This is a genomic window from Capsulimonas corticalis, from assembly GCF_003574315.2.
In the GTDB taxonomy this organism is placed as follows: domain Bacteria; phylum Armatimonadota; class Armatimonadia; order Armatimonadales; family Capsulimonadaceae; genus Capsulimonas; species Capsulimonas corticalis.
The window spans coordinates 2,293,024-2,312,221 of sequence record NZ_AP025739.1 but is presented as its reverse complement, the minus strand read 5'-3'; the positions used below and the strand labels follow the sequence as shown (position 1 = coordinate 2,312,221).

The window sequence follows — 19,198 nt, the reverse complement described above, 5'->3', positions numbered from 1 at the left end:
ATCGCGGTCGGAGGTTTCTTGTGTGTTTAAGGCGAACTCGTAAACCATGAAATCTCGACAGATTCCGCACGCCGCAATGGCCACGGCGGCCATTGTCCTCTTTGCCGCCGGAGCGCGAGCCGACACGGTCTTGCTCTCGGCGCTGGACCTCTCCAAAGCGACTCAGGGCTATGGAGCGCCGCAGATCGATAAAGCGGTGGATGGGAAGCCGATCACCCTCGCCGGACAGGCGTACGCGCATGGGTTCGGGACGCATGCGCCGGGGCTGCTGGCGGTGGATGTGAACGGCGCCACGCGCTTCGCGGCGACGGTGGGGGTGGATGATGAGATTCCCAACGATATCGGAAGCGTGGAGTTTCAGGTGCTCGGAAACAAGCATCAGATCTTATGGCGCAGCGGCGTGATGCGCAAGGGGATGCCGCCCGCGAAAGCCGATGTCGATGTGACGGGGCTCAAACAGATCGTGCTGCGCGTCACCACCGGCGGCGACGCTCTCTATTACGATCACGCCGATTGGGCCGACGCGCAGTTTACCTATCAGGGCGCGCCGCCGCAAACGGCGACGCTCGCGGCAGCCACGCCCGTCGTCTCCATGGAGGGCATGCCCGCCGGGCCAAAGATCCGGCCGCCGTTCGTGATCGGAACACACCCCGGCGCGCCGATGGTCTGGACGGTCGCGGCGACCGGCGCGCGGCCGCTGTCGTTCTCCATGAAGGGACTGCCGCAGGGGCTCACGCTGAACGCGGCGACCGGAACCGTCACGGGCCGCGTCGCGAAAGCCGGGGCTTATTCCGTGCGGGTGCGCGCCGCGAACTCCCATGGACATGACGATCAGACGGTTCGCATCATTGCCGGCCAGTCGCTCGCGCTAACGCCGCCGATGGGCTGGAACAGCTATGACTGCTTCGGCCAGAGCGTCACCGAGGCCGAGGTTCTGTCCAATGCGGCGTATCTCGTCAAGGAGATGCAGCCGTTCGGGTGGGAGTATGTTGTGGTGGATTATCGGTGGTATGAACCGGACGCCATCCATCAGCCGCTGAACGGCCATGAGGGAGAAGCGCTCGATATGGACGCCTTTGGACGGCTTATTCCCAACGCCGTCCGGTTCCCGTCGTCCGCCGGCGGCGCGGGGTTTCAGGCGCTCGGCGACAAGATCCACGCCATGGGCCTGAAGTTCGGGATCCATATCATGCGCGGGATTCCCAGAAACGCCGTGAAGGCGAACCTGCCAATCGAAGGCTCGCCGTTCCATGCGGCGGACGCCGCGAACACGGCGGATAACTGCCCGTGGCTCGCGGACATGTACGGCGTGCGGGGCGACACGCCGGCGGGACGCGCCTACTACGATTCGATCTTTCGGCTCTACGCGTCGTGGGGCGTGGACTATATCAAGATGGACGACACCTCGCGCCCCTATCATACGGCGGAGATCGAAGCCGTTGACGACGCCATTCGCAAATGCGGCCGCGCCATCGTCTACAGCCTCTCGCCCGGCGAGACGCCGATCGCCAGCGCCGCGCACGTGCGGTCGCACGCGAACCTCTGGCGCGTTTCGGACGATTTCTGGGATCGCTGGGATACTTTGGACCACGAGTTCACGCTCGCCGAGCGCTGGCGGGGCTCCGTCGGCCAAGGCCACTGGCCCGACGCCGACATGCTGCCGCTCGGGCGCCTATCCGTCAACAACCGCAGCGTCGATCCGGACCGCCAAACGCGTTTCAGCCGCGCCGAGCAGATCACGCTGATGTCGCTCTGGTCCCTGCTTCCCTCTCCGCTGATGGTCGGCGCCAACCTGCCGGACAACGACGCCTGGACGCTCGCTCTGCTGACCAACCCCGAAGTCCTCGCGATCGATCAGGACGCCGCTGGACACGCGGCGGCGCGCGCCGCCCAGCACGACGATATCGACATCTGGGCGAGGCCGCTCGCCGATGGTTCTCAAGCAGTGGGGATCTTCAACCGGGGGGATTTCGACGCCGGCGCCGTCGTGACCGCCGCCGACCTGCATCTTAGCGGCCGATGGACCGCGCGCGACCTGTGGAAGCGCGCGGACCTCGGGCCGGTGGGCGAGGGGCTGACGATCTCCATTCCCGCGCACGGCGCGGCGCTGCTGCGGTTATCTCCAGCGGAGAAGGGGTGATTGTCTCGGAAAGCCGCCGGCGCTAACGCGAGTTCAGCGCCGGGGCGGTTTCCGCTTCGGACACGGCCGGCGTCTTTGCGCCGGCCGTCTCCGAAGCGGTCGTCGAGGCGACGTTCGGTTTTTTCGTCGACATAAACGGCTTCTCGAACAGAAGATGATAAACGTATCCGATCCCGATCAGCGCCGGCAGAAGGACGCCGATGACGATCGCCCAGAGCGCGACGTTCGACAAATGATGGCCGGCCAGCTTGCCGCCCACTCCCATAATAATCGGCTGATGGATCAGATAGACGCTGTAGGAAAAGATCCCCATCCGCACAAGAAACGGCTGTGAGAGAAAGCGGCCGATCGGGCCCGACGCGCGGCTGGCCGCAAGCACCAGAGCGGCGAACACCACCCCCCACGCCGCGTCGGTAAACACGTGGCCGCGCCAAATCCCCCCGGCGATGACCGCCGCGCCAAGGACGTAATCGACCGGGCGCAGCGGGCTCTTTTCTCCCTGCGGCCAGCGCGACAGAACGTAGGCCACATACATCCCCAGCGCGAATTCAAAGCAGCGCCCGAACACGCTGTACATCAGTACAAACCCGTTGAGCGGATCGACGGCAAGGACTGCCGGCGGAATGGCCGCGCGGTAGAGGGAAGAAAGCGCCAGCACCAGCAGCAGGACGCCATGCTTGTTCCAGCGCCGATACGCCTCGACAAAGATGGGAAACAGGACGTACAGCTGGAATTCGAGCGCCAGCGACCAGAGCGGCGCGTCCAGGGCGACAACATGCGCGGGTGACAGGTTATGCGCCATCACGGCGTGCCAGGCCAGCCACGCCTCCATGTAGTGAATGGTCAGCTGACGGTGAAAGATCTGATGGTGCGTCACGGCCTGGAGCAGCCCAAGACCGCCGAAGATCGCGAGCGTCACATAGTAAGGCGGCAGGATCCGGCGGCAGCGGCGATAGGCGTACTGCGCCAGGGTCGGCTCGGCGCGGCCTCCTCCTTTGACGAACGGCCAGTAAAGACAAAACCCGGACAGGAGCAGAAAAAGGTTCACGCCGAGATGGCCGGACTGCAGCACGTTCGCGAGATTGACGTCATGCCCGCCCACATGGACCCAGATATGAGAGATCCCGGCGTAGAGGTTTGCGTGACACAGCAAAACGGCGATCATGGCGACGGCGCGCAGCCCATCGATAAAATGCATGCGGGGCGCTTGGCGGGGCGCGATAGTACTCAATAACGTGCCTCTGTTCTTACGACATGTCCCTACAAAAAGCGGCTCAGCCGACGCGAAACAGCGTCAGGGCGCAGCGCGTGGACTTCGAATACTGCACAAAAGATTATTCCAACATTGGAAGCTTAACAAGAGCGCGGCGGACGCCGCGCTTGTAGCAGTATTTATTATGACAGCAAAAACCATGCCACTCTATCAAATACCGCCCGTATAAATACCAAGAAAGCCGATCAAAAGCGGAATTACTTTTGTCGCGTCAGGGGCAAACCGGGGAAAGGTCTCTCGTTACCGAAGCGCCTGCTTGAGCATTTCCGCCAGACGCGCTCCGGCAAGCAGCGCAAGGCGCTTGCAGAGCTTTACCTGGGCGGCGTCGTATTCGGGGGAAGGAACGGCGCCTTCCGCAACGGTGTAAACCTGGGTGTCGGCGAGGCGCGCGCCGTCCGAGATCCACGCCGCGACATCCAGGCGGCGCGAATCGGCCTTGGAGGGACGCGCGGATCGATCGGCGCTCCATCGGCGCGTGACGTCTTCATAGTTTGGACGACCATCCGGGCCGGGGTAATCCGGCGCCGTTGAGGGGTCGGCGGCGACGGCGTGGTCGATGCCGGAATCCCAGTAAAAGTGCAGGTTTTCGTTTCTGCCGGGACGGCCGGGATCGGAGACGCCCAGGAGAAATCCATTGCCGCCAGCGTCGCCGGTGGGGGAATGCTCGAAATCGCTGGAGCAGTGCAGCGGCTGGTGCAGATCGCCGACGATGTGCTCGGTCCAGTAGAGCCACCAGCACTGCGCCTGCAAATCGGGGTGATCCGATTTCTGCTGCGCGGTCAGCTCACTTTGCGCGCGCGTCAGCGCGTTCAATGCGTTGGAGGCGCGCGGCTGCGGCGCGTTGGCGCCGCCCCGGATCGGCGTATCGTAGTAGTGCCACGTCTTGCAGCGCTCCTGCTCGCGGTCGGCGGGGTCCGGCGTTGGGAGCCAGGTCCGATTCATCGGATCGATGATCGGCTCATACTGCGTGTCGTGGCTGCGCTTGATGTCGTCGGCGAAGATGGCGGCGCGCCGAAAGGCGTCCCGCACGGATTCGTCGTCGGTCCCCGCCGGCCGGTAGGCGGGATCTCCCGCGATCAGAATTTGGCGGACCTTGGCTTTGGTCGCCTTGTCCATCTTCGTCCAGGCGATATCGGCGATCTGTTTGTGTCCATTGGCGTCCCACGCATGGGCGGCGGGGGCGGCGAGCATGAGAAAAAGGACGGCGATGGAAATGCGGCGCGGCATAAAGTCTCCTGTGACAGCCGAAGGTTACGAGGCGCTCGGCCCGATCGGGCGGTTCAGCCAGACACAAATGGATTGGAAGAGCGTGATGCGGACTTCGTGATGAGGGGCCAGCGCTTCCGACAGCGCCGAGGCCACTTCCCGCCGCGTTCCGTCCCCGAGCATCGGCGCAAAGTAGGGCTTATCGGCCTCCAGCACGCTGCTCAGAAGCGCGAGTTCGGAGTCGTCCGCCCAGTAGCCGAAGCAGCGGACGCATTGATCCAGGGTCGCGTCAACACGATTTGTCACCTGAACGGGCTCGAGACGCCCGTGGCAGGCAGGGCAGGAAAGCACTTTGGGCGCGGCCACATGGGGCGAAACGACCTGCGGCGCGCTTTCCAGGTTCACCGCCACCTCCAGCGTATGCAGCACGGCCTCCGGAAGCGCGCCGAGCGTCTCATATTCAAGCGCGTCAAACCAGACGCCGGCGCACTGCGGGCAGCGGTCCAGCAGCACTCCTCGAAACTTCAGCGACTTGAGCGGCCCACATCCCACGGGACAGAACCGCGTCTCACTTTTCATCCCCAAATCCTTTCGCGCCAGGCGCCGACGATTGACGCTTATTCAATTCGTCGGCGCGGGGCGATTTCCTCCTGGGGTTCTTAAAGATCCGGGCAAACCTACGCCGGCGCCCGGGGCGATACGACTTTGCGGCCCGCCTTTCCTAATGCTGCACGAACTTCCATTGCTGATCGACCGTGCCGTTGGCGCCGTAGAGCCAGGGATTGGTTCCCTGCACGTTGGGACCGCCGTCGAGCGCGAGGCCGGTTTTCTGGCAGATGATGCTGTAGCCGCCGCCGGAGGGCGCGATGCTCCAGACCTGGACGTTGCTGTTGTTGAGACTCCACATCTGCGTATTTGTTCCCTGCGTCGCGGCGCCGGCGTCGAGCGCCAGACCTGTCTGGACGCTGACGATCGTGAAGCCGGTCCCGTAGGCGCTGATCGTCCACTTCTGGTCGAACGTGTTGTTTGAGCCGTATAGCTGCGTCTTCGTTCCCTGCGTGTTGGCGGCGCCGTCCAGCGCGAGGCCGGATTGGACGCTGATGATGCTGTAGGTTCCCGGCTCATACGCCTTGGAAAGATCGGTCACCAGGTTGCTGACGATCGGCGTTCCCCACCCCGTCGCGAGATCGTAGCCGGTGACGGCCGAATATCGGCCGGTGCTGCCCGACGTGATGTCGTGGAAGTCTGAGGAATACCGCGTGCTTTTGCCGAGGGAGTAGATCGCGGGGTTGATGAAGCCGATGGGCTTCAGGCCATTGATCGCGCGCTGCTGGTCCACGAGCGCGGTGATTCCGGCCCAGAGCGGCGCGGCGAAGCTGGTGCCGCCGGTGCCCGAGCCCCATGCGCCGTTGTTATAGAACGAAATGCCGGGGCTGGTGTCCGCGCAGAACGAGACATCCGGGCAGTTGCGCGCGCTTGTCGACCCGCCGTTCGAGGACATGCTGATGTTCGATTGGTAGCTTGGGAGTCCCCAGTTCACGCTGCTTCCGCCGCCGCTGCCGACCCAGGCTTGTTCGGACGCGTAGGATCCATTGCTGTTTGTGTTCAGATGCGTACCGCCGACGGAGGTGACATAGGGCTGATCCGCCGGGTTGTCCGAGCCGGACGCCGTCGAGGTCCAGCCGCCGCTGTCGCCGGAGGCCACGAAATACGACTGGCCCTGCGCGGCCATCTGCTCATACTGGAGATTTTCCGCCGCCTGCGTGCCGTCGTTATAACCGATCGAACTGCTGACGACGTTGGCGACATCGTCCGAGGCGATCTTCGTGGCGATATCGAGACCGCTGCCGCCGATATAAACGACTTCCTTCGTCGCTCCCGGCGCCATGGCGACCTGCATCTCGATGTCCAGAGTCGTCTCGCCCGACTGTCCCTGGTTCCCGCTGTTCTTGCCGTCGAGGTAGACATTGGTCAGCGGCACTTGGGCCAGACCGTAATGGTCCTCGAAGGTGGTGATGTCGCTCGCCAGATATCCCGTGTTCTGAAAGACGCCGAGGGTGATCCCGGAGCCGTTGAGACTCGTCGGAAAGCTATACGCGGTTTTGAAATCGCTGGGCGAGTAGCCGCCAATCCCCGTCGCCGCCTTGAGCTTGAAGGGCTTGAACGCATACTTCTGGTGCGGGGGATCGGCGTTGTCCAGCCCGCCGACGGCGAGCAGCGGAACCTGCACGGCGTCATCGACGGTCGGTTCGCGGTCCGGCGCGAAGAACTGGCTTCCGTTCGCCCGCCGATAAACCAGCTCATTCACATGGAACGTCGTCTGCACGGCGGAGACCGGCCCGGCGACATCGACGACCATTCGGTTGCTGAACGTCTGCGTCACGCTGAAACCGTGCGACTGCGCGAATTGCACGAGCTTCTGATAGTCCGCCTCGGTCGGCCCAAACCGCCCGGCGAACTCGCCCGGCTTCAGGAAGCGGCGGAAATTCGGGCTGAGAGGATCGTACACATCCTTGACAAAGGCGTCTAACTCGGCCTTGTCGCGCACGGGAAGCGCCAGCGAAAGCGTCATCGTACGGTCCGGCGCCAGGGCGCTCGCCGGCGCCGCATCCGTCAGCGCTTTGACCAGATGGCCCGAGCTCTGGCTGAGCAGACGGTGCGCGGCGAATCCGGGCGTCGCCAGCCCCAGGCCGGCGGCCACGGGGAGCGCAAACTTCAGAAACGACGCCTGACTGGCAATTCTAGCAATTAATCTCATGATGGGTTCCTGATTCGGTCGCTGGGCCGCGGCGCGCCGCGGGCTCCAATTAAGACGAATGGTGGGAGGCCGGCGTCAAACGCGGGCCGCCCCCGGCAGGCTCCGGGATTGGGATGGCCTGCATGGAGTCATGACACGAGAGAATGTGGGGTCCTTTCTCCTTTGACAATTCGAAACGGACGGCGCTGCGTGAGAGGCTATTATTCGTATGCGCAATCACGCGCCCAAGAATAACAGTCCCACATCAAGCCATTGTCAAAGGAGAATCAAAATATTGGGAGAGGGAATCCGCAAATTCCGCGCTAGGGATTCGGTTCGCCAGACGCGTGCGAAACGCTGCGGGCAAGGCCGCTGACGAGCAGGCAGAGCAGCGCGACGACGCCGAGCGCGCCGCGCAGGGTGATGCCTTCGGCGATAAATCCGATCAGTGGCGGACCGGCCAGAAAGCCAAAGTATCCCGTGGTCGAAACTGCGGCGATCCCCGCCGAGGGCGCCATCCCCTGAGTATTGCCCGCCGCGCTGAAGGCGAGTGGGACGATGATCGCGACGCCGAGGCCGATCAATGCAAAGCCCGCCAGCGCCGCCCAGGTCTGCCCGACAATCAAGGCGACACCCAGCCCCGCCGCCGCCAGCAGGCCGCCGTAGCGCACGATCCGCACCGGTCCCAATCGATGGGTCAGGAAGTCGCCCGCGATGCGTCCCGCCGACATCGCCGCCGCGAACAGCGCGTAGCCGGCCGCCGCGACGCCCGCGCCTGTATGCAAATTCTTGTGCAGATAGATTCCGCTCCAGTCCGACATAGCCCCTTCGGTAAGCATGCTGCAAAACGCCACCGCGCCGATGGCGAGCAGAGCGCGCGAGGGCAGCGCGAACGGATGCGCCTCTGTATCCCTCATCTCGTGTTCGCCCGGCTCCGGGCGCGGCATACGGCTGACCGCCACCGCGCCCGCCGCAAGCACCAGCGCCGCCGTGATGCTGAGATGGATCACCGGCGATACTCCGCGCTGAGCGACCCAGCCGCCCAGCGCCGCTCCAAACACTCCCCCGATGCTCCAGAGCGCATGGAACGACGACATGATGGGCCGTCCCCACCCGCGCTCCACCAGCACCGCCTCGGCGTTCTGGGAAACATCCGTCGTTCCATTGCCCATTCCCAGCAGCAGCAGCGCCAATCCCAGCAGGAGCGCGCTGGGCGCAAGCGCCGCGAGCGGCAGCGCCGCGCAGAGCAGGATCAAGCCGGCCATCGCCATCCGCTGGTTTCCCCAGCGCGCCGCCAGCCATCCCGTCACGGGCATCGCGATCAGCGCGCCCACCGCGATCGCCAGCAGCGCCAGCCCGAGCACCCCCGTGCTCGCCGCCAATCGCTCCTGCACCGCCGGGATGCGCGACACCCAGCTCGCCATCGCCAGACCGTTCAAAAAGAAAACCGCCGCCACCGCAATCCGGTCCCGCCAGCGCTTGCCTTCACGCTCCGCCACCTTACCGCCTCGCGTTTCGCTCGCCAACGTCATCCTCAATCCCCCTTGCCGTCACACCGTTTCCATAAAGGAAACCACGCGGCGCGCAACAATGTTACCCGAGGGGTATCATGGGAACTATGGATGCATTGATTCTTTTCTCACACGGCTCATTGCTTTGCGGCGCGGGCGAGGCTCTGGAAGCCCACGCCGGCCGCCTGCGCAAACGCGGCGATTACCCGATTGTCGAGATCGGATATATGAACTACTCGGTCCCGGCGTTCCCCGAAGCCGTCCAGCACTGCAAGGAAGCGGGAGCGACGCGCATCGTCATCCTCCCCTTCTTTCTGGTCCCCGGCTACTTCGTCTCCAAAAGCCTGCCGGAGCATGTCGACGCCGTGCGTCCCCACTATCCGGAGATCGAATTCGTGATCGCCGACGCCATCGGCTTCGACGAACGCCTCGCGGACGCCCTCATCGAAAGCGCGAAGAATCCTCTCGGCCCCGACGCATGGCGCGACGATCTGACCGCCGCCGCGCGCGGCTGCCGCGCGAATCCCGAATGCCCGCTGTACGCCACGCCCAGCTGCCCGCGCGTCCCGGAACTAAACACGCCCGCCCGCATCGCGGTGGAATAATCGGCGCGCCAGTGCGCATCGCCGTGGAATAAATAGAAAGCATAACGCCATGCCGAAAACCGCCCTTGTGGTGATGGTCCATGGATCGCCCCGCCCGGCGTCCAACAAAGAGATGTTCCGCGTCGTCGACGCCGTCAAAGCCCGCCACGCCTTTGACATCGTCGAAGTCGGCTTCATGGAATGCAACGAACCCACCATCCCCGACGCCCTCGACTCCTGCATTGCCCAGGGCGCCACCCATGTCACCGCCGTCCCCTACTTCCTGCACACGGGAACCCACGTCGCCGACGACCTCCCCACGCTGCTCGACGAAGCCCAGGCCCGCCACCCCAAGGTCCAATTCTCCATGGGCCGTTACCTCGGCGCCAGCGAAGTCGTGACCGAAGTTCTCGCCGACCGCGCGGCGGCCGTGCGGGGGTAAAGACATACATAATCAACGACGCCAAAGCCCACGTAAGAAGCCACATGTCCCGGTTATGAAACCCGGGCCTGGGAGCGCAAGGCGCTAACCGTCCGTGCCGAACGGAGGAATCTGTGATCGATTGTCGGCATTTGCGTCCGGCACCGGGTACCCCCTGGGTGGTTAGCGGCTCTGGCCGCTCCCAGGCCCGGGTTTCATAACCGGGATGCAAACGCCTGGATTTCATCCCATCGCCTCGCCAAATCGCAATGAGCCTCCCACCCAACTTCGTCCGCAATATCACCGCGTTCGGCCCGGCCGGCGCCCAATGGCTCGAATTGCTCCCCGCGCTGCTGGACAACTGCGCGCGTCGCTGGGATTTGACGCTGCTGCCGGCGTTTCCAAATCTTTCTTTTAACTATGTCGCGAACGCCGTGCGCGCGGACGGGACGGGCGTCGTGCTGAAGATTGGGCCGCCGATGGGCGATATGCGCGATGAGCGTGCGGCGCTGCGGGCCTATGATGGGCGCGGCGCCGTGCGGCTGCTGGCAAGCGATGATGCGCGGAATGTGATGCTGCTGGAGCGGCTGACGCCAGGCGAAACACTGACGGGGATGGCAAGCGAGGCGCGGGACGCCGAGGCGACGGCGATTGCCGCCGATGTGATGCGGCGATTGTGGCGTCCGGCGCCACCAGATCATGATTTCCCGACGGTTGCTGAGTGGGGCGAGGGATTTACGAAGATGCGCGCGCGCTTTGGCGGAGGCGTCGGACCGTTTCCGCAGGCAATCACGGAGGAAGCGGAGGCGTTATTCGCCGATCTGCTGGCCACCTCGGACGCTCCCGTTCTGCTGCATGGGGACCTGCATCACGACAATATCCTCTCATCGGGCGACACGTGGCTGGCGATCGACCCCAAGGGACTCGTCGGCGAACCGGCGTATGAAGTCGGCGCGATGCTGCGCAACCTGTGGGAAGACCGCCACACGCACGCCGATCCCGGCAGGCTGCTGTCGCGCCGCGCCCATCAATTGGCGGACGCTCTTGGTCTGAACCCGGCGCGCGTCAAAGGCTGGGCGATGGCGCAGGCGGTGCTGTCGGCGTGGTGGACCGTGGAGGACGGCGGCGATTACTGGCAAAGCACCTTTGACCTCGCGCACCTTCTGCGCGAAATTCCGATATAGACGCCAGCGTTCTTCTCCCTTCGATCCTGGCGGCGCCGCATGCTCGCTAGCAGATGCGGCCGCGTTTGCCCGCCAGGCCGTGGCCGATGGGGTTGGGGCCGATCCACCGTTCGTCGGCAGGCTCGGAGGCTTTTTGATAGCGCGAATCGGAGGAGAGACGGATCTTATTGGAGAAGTTGTCCAGACTGCCGTGCACCGTCGCCATGGTGAAGATCAGGACGTCGCCGATCTGGTATTGGGAGCTCAGCCAGCGTCCGCCGAGGCGGCGGCGCAGGGCGGCGGCGTCGTGATCGAGCGCGCCGTCCCATTCCCACCCCATCTCGCCCGATTCGATTTGCGCCGCGTGAGGACCGTTCGCGCAGTAAGAATCGACATCACGCCGGAGATACTCTTCGTTCTGTTCTCGTTTCCGGTGCGAGCCTTCCAGGATCATCAGCGCGCCGCCGTCGATGGCGATGTCGCCCAGCGGCGTCCAGGCGGTCAAGACGTCAAACGTTCCGCGCCCCATATACACGATGTCGCAATGGGCGGGAACGCTCCGCCCCGGCGGGGTGGCGCGCAGCCAGGTGAAGTCGTAGTGGCGCACCGGCTCGCCGAAATACCGCGCGAAGATCTCCATCATCGCGCCGGAATAAAGGACCTGATGCAATGCGGCGTTTTTCAGCGCAAGGTCGGGCCGAAACATAACGTCGGCCCCGGGCCGCGCGACGGAATCGATCGAGGGAAAGGCCGAATCGAGAAAGCCTTCCTCCGCGAGATTATCGGTGATATACTTTCGGGCGGCCAGGATTTCGGACGGATCCAGAACGCCGCGCAGCAGCAGGTAGCCGTCTTCCTGCATGCGGCGGCGCAGGGCGGCGCCGTCGCCGAGCGAATCGTTGGCGTCGCGCAGCTCACCGAACGTCTCGGGCGTCATTTCCAAAGCGACGCCACATGCGGACAGCGCGGGCGGTGATAGAATCGTCATGTTCCGGTCTCCTCGAAAATCATCTGTCAAACCATGCATATTCCGGTTGGATTTTGCAATGAGTATTCGCGTATAATGGGGATATTCTAGACCAGGGATGAGTTTTTCGGAATAGGCGTTTTGGGAAATCCGATGTATGTTTTGGTATTCCGAACAAAATGAGGTCGCGCGTCCCGTCGTGACGCAGACGCTGATCGCCGACGAGCGAGAAACGCCGCTGGGCCAGATCCGGAGCGCGGGATACATCAAAGACAGCCCCGGCGTCTCGCTCCGGCGCAAGCGTGTGCTCGGACGCTACGCGATCGTCCTTCTGCTGGAAGGGAGCGGGGTGTATGAGGATATCGGCGGGACGGCGCGGGAGGTGACGCCTGGCGACGCGCTGCTGCTTTTCCCGGAGCTGGCCCACGGGTACGGCCCGCGCGCGGGCGAGCGCTGGAGCGAGCTGTTTGTGGTTTTCGACGGAGCGGCGTTTGACCGGCTGCGGGAATCGGCCTTATTCAGTTCGGCTCATCCGGTGATCCGCGCCGGGCTTGCATGGCGCGGCGCGCTGGAGGCGGTCACTCAAACGCCGGCGACGCCGCCCCACGCCGCCCGGACCGTGCAGACCAGTCGTTTTCTCAGCGTGCTGACGGAAATGCTGGCGACGGTTCCCATCGAAGAGGAGCAAAATTCAGACCCGGCCTGGCTGCGAACAGCCCGGCAAATGCTCAGCACAAACCTGAGCGTTCCCCTGACGCCGGAAGAGATTTCACGGAGCGCCGGACTGTCGTATGAGACGTTTCGCAAGCGGTTTGAAGCGCGGGAAGGCGTCGCCCCGGCGCGCTATCGTATGAACCGCCGAATCGACGCCGCCTGCTCGCTGCTCCGATACACTCGGATGCCGATTCGGCAGATCGCCGAAAGCCTCGGATTCAGCGATGAATTCCACCTTTCGAATAAATTCCGCCAAAAGATGGGCGTCCGCCCCTCGCAGTACCGCGTTCAGTATGCGCCGGACGGCCAGGATTCGCCATAAAATCTCGCCACGAGAGTGTGAAACACAAAATGCAGCATCCTTTTCCTTTCGATCCGACCTATGGCTACGACGAAGCCGCGCTGCTCAAAGTCGCGGCGCCGCCGGAAGTCTCGGACTTCGCGGACTTTTGGCGGGCGACTTATGACGAAGCGCGCGCCGTTCCGACGGACACGGTGATGCGCTCCATCGCTTCGCCAAGGCGCGGCTATGACGTGTTCGAGGCGGAGTTCACAGGGCTAGGCGGCGCGCGAGTCGGCGCCTGGATCACGGTTCCGCACGGCGGGTTTGCGCGCGGCGTGGTGGCGGGCCACGGCTATGGCGGGCGATCCGGGCCGGATTTCCCAATCCCCGGCCCGCCGGCGGCCGCGATCTTCCCCTGCGCTCGCGGCTTCGATCGGTCGGCGGCGCCAGGGATTCCGGACAATGCGGAGGAGCATGTCGTCTTTGGGATCGAGCATCGCGAGACGTACCTCCACCGCTTCTGCGCCGCCGATCTTTGGACAGCCGCTTCGGTGCTGCTGGAGCTGTTTCCCGCAGCCGAGGGAAATCTGCACTATCTGGGCGTGAGCTTCGGCGGCGGCATGGGCGCGCTGGCGCTGCCCTGGGACGATCGTTTTCAGCGCGCGTTTCTGGATGTTCCCAGCTTCGGCAACCATCCTTTGCGCGTCACGCTGCCCTGCGCCGGCAGCGGCGAATCCGTACGGCGTCAGTACGCGACGCGCCCCGAGATTCTGGAGACCCTGCGTTACTTCGACGCCGCCGTCGCCGCGACGCATCTGCGCATCCCCACCCTCGCCGGCTGCGCCCTCTTCGATCCCGCCGTGCCGCCGCCGGGCCAGTTTTGCGTCTACAATAGCCTGGCGGGGCCAAAGGAGCTCTTCGTCCATCCCGCCGGACACTTCCCCTATCGCGAAGAGCGGCATGACGCCAGACGGCTGTTTCAGGCGCTGGAAAACTGGTTCGCATAAAGGCCGCAGCACGGGAGAGGCAGCGACGTTCCGTGACGATGGACTCACCCCTTGCGATTTTGGACCATTTTGGACACAATAGAAACATTATCGGTGACAACATTCGCTCAAGGAGAATTCTCAGGACAATGACGATCTCGAACTCCGCCGTGGCGCTCGCCGCGCTGACCATGCTTTCGCCTCTTCTGACGGCGTCGCCCGCGCGCGCCGACTATCGCCAAAAGGCGGAGGAGCAGACCGACTACATCCAGAGCCATTTTTACGACGCCAAAACCTTTCGGTACCATCCCTCGGTCCCCCTCGATCCCAAGGCGCTGCCTTATGATTTCATGTGGGCCAACGGCGTCCAGTTCACGGTGCTCGCCGCCGCCGCGCGCGAAGATCCCAAGAAGTACAAGAGCGTGCTTTATGAGTTCACGCATGGTTTGGAGAGCTACTGGGACCCGGCCGTTGCGGTGCCCGGTTATAACGCCTACTGCTCGGGGCCGAACGGCACGGACAAATACTACGACGACAATGAGTGGCTGGTGCTCGGTCTCGTGGAAGCCTATCAAAGCACGCACAATCCCGGCTTTTTGAATAAGGCGCGCGCCACCCAGAAGTTCGTTCTGAGCGGCTGGGATGACACATTGGGAGGCGGCGTCTTTTGGAAGCTCGACCATAAATCCAAAAACTCCTGCTCCAATACCCCCGCCTCGGCGGCGGCGATGCGTCTCTACCAGGTCGGCGGCGACAAAGACCAATTGGCGTGGGCCATCAAGATCCGCGATTGGGCGAAGAGCAAACTCCAGGCTCCTAACGGCCTCTACTGGGATAACATCAACTTGGACGGCAAAATCGAGAAGACCCAGTTTACATACAATACCGCGCTCGCGATCCGCACCGACATCCTGCTTTACCAGACCCAGCACGACAAGGCCGCCCTCGACGAAGCGCGCCGCATGGCCGACGCCGGCCTGGCCGCCTGGACCGATCCCTCGAATGGGTCGCTGCACAAGACGGAAAAGTCCGCCCTCTTTACTCATCTCTTCGCCGAGTCCCTGCTGCGTCTCTACGACGTGACGCACGATATCAAATACCTCAACGCCGTCCGCAGCGAAGCCGCCTTCGCCTACAAATACATCCGCGATCCCGAAGGCGGTTACTGGAGCGAAGCCGACCACAAACCCGACGACCGCAAAAAGCTCATTGAAAACGCCTCCGCTGCCCGTCTCTTCTGGCTGCTGACGCCGTATCCGGAGACAGGGGAACCTAAAGGCCGGCCAAAACAGTAAACCGCGTTATTATGCATTCCGGAGGACCCGCCATGAAAGGCTCTCATGTTGCCGCGGCAATCACCATGGATCTGCTGCAATTCGTCCGCGACCAGCGCCCCACGGTCGAAACGCTGCTGGACTGACTGGGCATAGAAGACTGCGGCCGATATCACGTCTTGCGAAAAGCAGGACTGCTGATTGTCGAAAACGGCATCGTCTGTCTCTCACCAGAACATTACTCGACTGAGTATGAGACGTTTCATCTCAGGCCTCGCACTTATTGGCTTGACCGAGATCGAATTGATATTGTCTACTACGGGCCAGCTCCACCAAGGTAAGATTGAAATCTCAAGACAAAGATGTGTTTCAGGAAACAAAAATACAACCGGACGCTCGTACTTTCAAAACGCGCGAATTTATCTCCATGATCTTGGGGGTGGGATTGACAACACTTGCCCCAGCGCGCTTCCACTGGCTGGCGATCCTTGCCGGCGGGATAATCATGGCGTTTGGGTTCTGGCCGTCACGGCACGAATTCAAGAAACGGTATTAACGCTGGGGCCGCTCCCAATCAGTGTTTGCTTGACTGGCGGCGCTTTTGTTTTCGAGCGAACGAATATCCGACGCCGCTGATGGCAATCAGAAGGATGTGTATGGCGATATGGCAAGCAAGACTGCTCTGGAGGACGGCGAATACGGGGATGTTGGCGAGCGCGGCGCCAATAAAAATGTGGCGGCCGATGTTTTGGATTTCTGCTTGGTCAATGCAGAGAACCGGTTGAGCAGTTTCTTTCCGGAAGAAATGCGCCGCGCCCGCGATAAATAGCGCATAGAGCGTCCAAACAACATAATCGGGAGCGGAATTGACATCGAAGGTTAGCCAGCGACGGCAGTCGACGTAGTCATAGACGCCGAACAGAGCAAATGGGGTCCAAAGAACGGCAAGCAGTGTGAGAGCATGCGCTTTCGATTGTACGGTCATGCGATACATTGGCGGGTCTCCCTTAAGCGATCGTAGTAATAAAGACACCGGCCAAGGCATTTCGCTGCGTGAATTGGCCCCGTAAAATTGTCAGTTTTATCGGCGATGATTTGCAATGAACATCTGTCGCGCTATTCGTTTCGTAAGGTAAACTCATCCAGCAGTTCAATTCTTAACATAAGGAACCTCGGTCGCATGCGCACTACTCCTTCTTTATTGGCGTTATCACTCGCGGCCATCGCGCTGCCACTCGCCGCGCACGCGGATCCGAACGCGGCGCTTCGCAAGACGATTCAGCGCAATTACAACATCATGAACACTGCGCTGGCGCATCGGGATTTCGATACGCTGGCGTCGTACTACGACCCGGATTTCGTGACGATCGACAAGAGCGGAGATTATAACCCGTCCGGGCGCGAAGAACTGCGCGATCTTTACAAGCAGATGGCCGACGCCGAGGGCTATGGCCTGAAGGGATCGCTCAGCGGGCACGACAACGTGCTCTCGCTGAAGGTCGTCGCGGGCGGCGTGGTGGTCATCGACAAAGGCGAGTTCACCGCGCGACTCGTCGCGCAAAACGGCAACGTCTTCCAATTCCGCAGCGCCGGCCGGTCGCGCGATTACTGGGCGAAAAAGGAGTCGCAGTATATCCTGACACAGTCACGGATTCTGGACTATCACACCTCCACGACAATGAACGGGCAGCCCGTGCAGTCGCCTCAGCCATTGTAACAAACGCAGACGAAAACGAAATCACTCGGATGAGCGCCGCAAAATAGCCCCTCATCCCATGGCGTATTGTGGCCGCCGGCAACGCGCGATAAGGTAAACTCATCCCAGCCTTCGTATCTCAGACAAGGAAACCGGCCTCATGCGCTTCGCCTCGATCCTCACGGTTTCGTTCACCGTGATCGCCCTCCCAATCATCACGTCCGCGAATCCCAACACTGCCAACACACCCACCCCCGCACAGTTGCACAAGACGATTCAGCATAACTACAGCACGATGGATAACGCCATGGCGCATCTTGATTTCAATACGGTGGCGTCGTTTTACGATCCAGATTATATCGGAATCGATAGTCATGGCGATTACAACCCTGGCGGCCGCGAGGAAATGAGGGATCTCTATAAGAAACTGGCGGATGCAAACAGCTATGGATTGAAAGCGACGCTCAAAGCGCGCGACACGGTCGTCTCCGTGAAAGTCGTCGCTGGAGGAGTCGTGATTATCGATAAGGGAGAGTTCACCGGGCGCCTCGTCTCATCCAATGGGAACGTCCTTCTCTACCATAGTCTGGGCCGGTCACGTGATTATTGGGTGCGCTCGGGATCGCAATATTTGCTGAAGCAGACTCGGACTCTCGATGGGCATAGCTCCACGACGATGAACGGGGAGCCGGTGCAGACGCCCCAGCAGTAATGGAGATTCGCGTGATGACGCCGGAAGCCCATCCACCGGATACGCAGGCGTCGCGGCTGCGAATTATCGTCGCGCTTTTGGTGACGTGGCTGGCGTTCGGCTCAACGTACTTTGCGATCAAGATCGCGCTGCGGGAAGTTCCGCCGCTGATGATCGCCAGTGTTAATCTGGTTGGGGCGGGAGCGGCGCTGCTGGCGTGGCGGCGGACGCAAGTTCGGGAGAAGCTCTCGTGGGGGGAATGGCGGTCCGCGCTGCTGCTGGGCGCGCTGATGTTCTTCTTAGGGCGCGCGATGGTGGTTTGGGGGTCGCAGTTTGTGTCGTCGAGCGCGGCGGCGCTGCTTTCGGCGTCGGCGCCGCTCTGGGTCGCTTTGCTGGGGACTGTGTTCTTTCGTGAGCGCCTCAGCCCTCGCGCCATATTGGGTTTGTTCGCCGGGTTTGGCGGGATGGCGCTGCTGGTGGCGCCATCGGGCGGCGAGATACGTCTCAGTCTGACCGGAGTCGTTTCCCTGACGGTGAGCGCGCTGGCGTGGGCGACCGGGGCGCTTCTGTCCAAACGGCGTGAGCCTTCGGTCCAGCCGATCACGGCAACGGCGATGCAGATGCTCGCCGGCGGCGCGCTTGTCGTCCTCGCCAGCGGCGCGACGGGAGAGTGGGGACGGATCCATCCCGCACACCTGACGTTTGGGCCGGTCGCCGCCGTCATCTATATCACGATCGCCGTCGCACTGATCGGCTTCACGACCTTCGGCTGGCTCCTGCGCGCCACCTCCGCCGCGCTCGCCAACACTTTTTCTTTTGTCAGCCCGGTCGTCGCGGTGCTGCTCGGCTGGGCGTTCCTCCATGAACCGCTGACTCCGCGCACGATCCTCGCCAGCGCCGTAATACTGCTCGGCGTCGTCTTGATGGTCACCGCGCCCAAACCAGCGGATCCGGCGTCCACTCAGATGCGATGAAGGCGGCCGCGTTTCCCCGCACGCTCCGCGCCGCTTCGTGCGAGAATTCCGCTCCCACACTTACTGTGTGGTCGTGAGCCAGTGGGCGAAGTCAACCATCATCCAGATACTAAAGATGACGGCGGACGTCACCGCCGCCCAGAAGCTCACACGCTCCGGCAGGAGGCGCTCGAGGGCGTAAACCACCAGCATAGCCAGCGACGCGCCGATGAGACTGAGCGCCGCCACCAGAATGTTATCCCAGTTCAGACGCTGAGCGGCATGGTATAGCGCCCAGGCGGTATATGCTCCGGTCGTGAAGGTCAGCGTCGCGCGCCGGGCAGGCGTCTTCGCTCCCAAAAACGCGCCGCCGACCATGCCGAGCGGCAGCCCCAGCCACCCCCCGATTCCATAACAATAGAATGTCGCCGCGCCTGCGCCCGCGCCGCAGATCCAGCCGCCGACGCACGCCATCATGAAGATGGCGGCGAAGCGCTTGATCCCACGCCATATCGCCCGCAAGCCCCCGAACGAGGGCGGCGGTCCGTTCGAATCGGGCGTGGCGCGCGGATACGGCGGCGCGCTGTTGCTCATGATTT

At 62.8% G+C, this 19,198-nt stretch carries 18 protein-coding genes; 10 read left to right on the top strand and 8 right to left on the bottom strand.

What is annotated here, in order from left to right:
* The first annotated feature begins 46 nt into the window (after positions 1–46).
* A complete protein-coding gene (locus tag D5261_RS09850) occupies positions 47–2,140 on the top strand; it encodes an NPCBM/NEW2 domain-containing protein (RefSeq protein ID WP_119324662.1) in 2,094 nt (697 codons plus the stop codon).
* 22 nt (positions 2,141–2,162) lie between these two features.
* On the opposite strand, the gene D5261_RS09845 is transcribed toward D5261_RS09850, so the two are convergent.
* The 5 genes from D5261_RS09845 to D5261_RS09825 all read right to left on the bottom strand — a co-directional run bounded on the left by D5261_RS09845 (position 2,163) and on the right by D5261_RS09825 (position 8,888).
* Positions 2,163–3,338 carry an acyltransferase family protein gene (locus D5261_RS09845; RefSeq protein ID WP_119324663.1) on the bottom strand — a complete coding sequence of 392 codons (1,176 nt, stop codon included), beginning with the start codon at positions 3,336–3,338 and terminating at the stop codon, positions 2,163–2,165.
* 315 nt (positions 3,339–3,653) lie between these two features.
* Positions 3,654–4,640 carry a S1/P1 nuclease gene (locus D5261_RS09840; protein ID WP_119324664.1) on the bottom strand — a complete coding sequence of 329 codons (987 nt, stop codon included), beginning with the start codon at positions 4,638–4,640 and terminating at the stop codon, positions 3,654–3,656.
* A 24-nt stretch (positions 4,641–4,664) separates the two neighbouring features.
* Entirely contained in the window at positions 4,665–5,198 is a 534-nt protein-coding gene (locus D5261_RS09835) for a TFIIB-type zinc ribbon-containing protein (RefSeq protein WP_119324665.1), read from the bottom strand.
* Positions 5,199–5,340: 142 nt separating this feature from the next.
* The gene (locus D5261_RS09830; protein WP_119324666.1) at positions 5,341–7,377 is read right to left on the bottom strand and encodes a protease pro-enzyme activation domain-containing protein; all 2,037 of its coding nucleotides are present in this window, start codon (positions 7,375–7,377) and stop codon (positions 5,341–5,343) included.
* Positions 7,378–7,679: 302 nt separating this feature from the next.
* Positions 7,680–8,888, bottom strand: coding sequence for an MFS transporter (locus D5261_RS09825; protein ID WP_119324667.1), 1,209 nt, complete (start codon positions 8,886–8,888; stop codon positions 7,680–7,682).
* Positions 8,889–8,965: 77 nt separating this feature from the next.
* Between D5261_RS09825 and D5261_RS09820 the strand changes: the two genes are divergently transcribed.
* The 3 genes from D5261_RS09820 to D5261_RS09810 all read left to right on the top strand — a co-directional run bounded on the left by D5261_RS09820 (position 8,966) and on the right by D5261_RS09810 (position 11,056).
* Entirely contained in the window at positions 8,966–9,472 is a 507-nt protein-coding gene (locus D5261_RS09820) for a sirohydrochlorin chelatase (protein ID WP_119324668.1), read from the top strand.
* Positions 9,473–9,521: 49 nt separating this feature from the next.
* Positions 9,522–9,893, top strand: coding sequence for a sirohydrochlorin chelatase (locus D5261_RS09815; RefSeq protein ID WP_119324669.1), 372 nt, complete (start codon positions 9,522–9,524; stop codon positions 9,891–9,893).
* Positions 9,894–10,141: 248 nt separating this feature from the next.
* Positions 10,142–11,056, top strand: coding sequence for an aminoglycoside phosphotransferase family protein (locus D5261_RS09810; RefSeq protein WP_119324670.1), 915 nt, complete (start codon positions 10,142–10,144; stop codon positions 11,054–11,056).
* Positions 11,057–11,102: 46 nt separating this feature from the next.
* Here the strand turns inward: D5261_RS09810 and D5261_RS09805 are convergent, their stop codons facing one another.
* The gene (locus tag D5261_RS09805) at positions 11,103–12,023 is read right to left on the bottom strand and encodes a phytanoyl-CoA dioxygenase family protein (RefSeq protein ID WP_119324671.1); all 921 of its coding nucleotides are present in this window, start codon (positions 12,021–12,023) and stop codon (positions 11,103–11,105) included.
* 136 nt (positions 12,024–12,159) lie between these two features.
* Here D5261_RS09805 and D5261_RS09800 point away from each other — a divergent pair, with 136 nt between their 5' ends.
* From D5261_RS09800 to D5261_RS09790, 3 genes are all read left to right on the top strand, one after another.
* The gene (locus D5261_RS09800) at positions 12,160–13,038 is read left to right on the top strand and encodes an AraC family transcriptional regulator (protein ID WP_119324672.1); all 879 of its coding nucleotides are present in this window, start codon (positions 12,160–12,162) and stop codon (positions 13,036–13,038) included.
* A 29-nt stretch (positions 13,039–13,067) separates the two neighbouring features.
* Positions 13,068–14,006, top strand: a complete 939-nt coding sequence (locus D5261_RS09795; protein ID WP_119324673.1) for an acetylxylan esterase — start codon at positions 13,068–13,070, stop codon at positions 14,004–14,006.
* 128 nt (positions 14,007–14,134) lie between these two features.
* Positions 14,135–15,280 carry a glycoside hydrolase family 76 protein gene (locus D5261_RS09790; RefSeq protein WP_165864620.1) on the top strand — a complete coding sequence of 382 codons (1,146 nt, stop codon included), beginning with the start codon at positions 14,135–14,137 and terminating at the stop codon, positions 15,278–15,280.
* A 553-nt stretch (positions 15,281–15,833) separates the two neighbouring features.
* Here D5261_RS09790 and D5261_RS09785 read toward each other — a convergent pair.
* Entirely contained in the window at positions 15,834–16,253 is a 420-nt protein-coding gene (locus D5261_RS09785) for a hypothetical protein (protein WP_119324676.1), read from the bottom strand.
* A gap of 186 nt (positions 16,254–16,439) precedes the next feature.
* Here D5261_RS09785 and D5261_RS09780 point away from each other — a divergent pair, with 186 nt between their 5' ends.
* From D5261_RS09780 to D5261_RS09770, 3 genes are all read left to right on the top strand, one after another.
* Positions 16,440–16,976, top strand: a complete 537-nt coding sequence (locus D5261_RS09780) for a nuclear transport factor 2 family protein (RefSeq protein ID WP_165864622.1) — start codon at positions 16,440–16,442, stop codon at positions 16,974–16,976.
* A 139-nt stretch (positions 16,977–17,115) separates the two neighbouring features.
* Positions 17,116–17,667: a hypothetical protein gene (locus D5261_RS09775; RefSeq protein ID WP_119324678.1), complete on the top strand. Its 552-nt coding sequence runs from the start codon at positions 17,116–17,118 to the stop codon at positions 17,665–17,667.
* Positions 17,668–17,681: 14 nt separating this feature from the next.
* Positions 17,682–18,620 (top strand): EamA family transporter, encoded by a 939-nt coding sequence (locus tag D5261_RS09770; RefSeq protein ID WP_165864623.1) that lies wholly within the window; start codon positions 17,682–17,684, stop codon positions 18,618–18,620.
* Positions 18,621–18,680: 60 nt separating this feature from the next.
* Here D5261_RS09770 and D5261_RS09765 read toward each other — a convergent pair whose 3' ends face one another.
* Complete coding sequence (locus D5261_RS09765) at positions 18,681–19,193, bottom strand: hypothetical protein (protein ID WP_119324680.1); 513 nt, start codon at positions 19,191–19,193, stop codon at positions 18,681–18,683.
* Between the last annotated feature and the right edge of the window lie 5 nt (positions 19,194–19,198).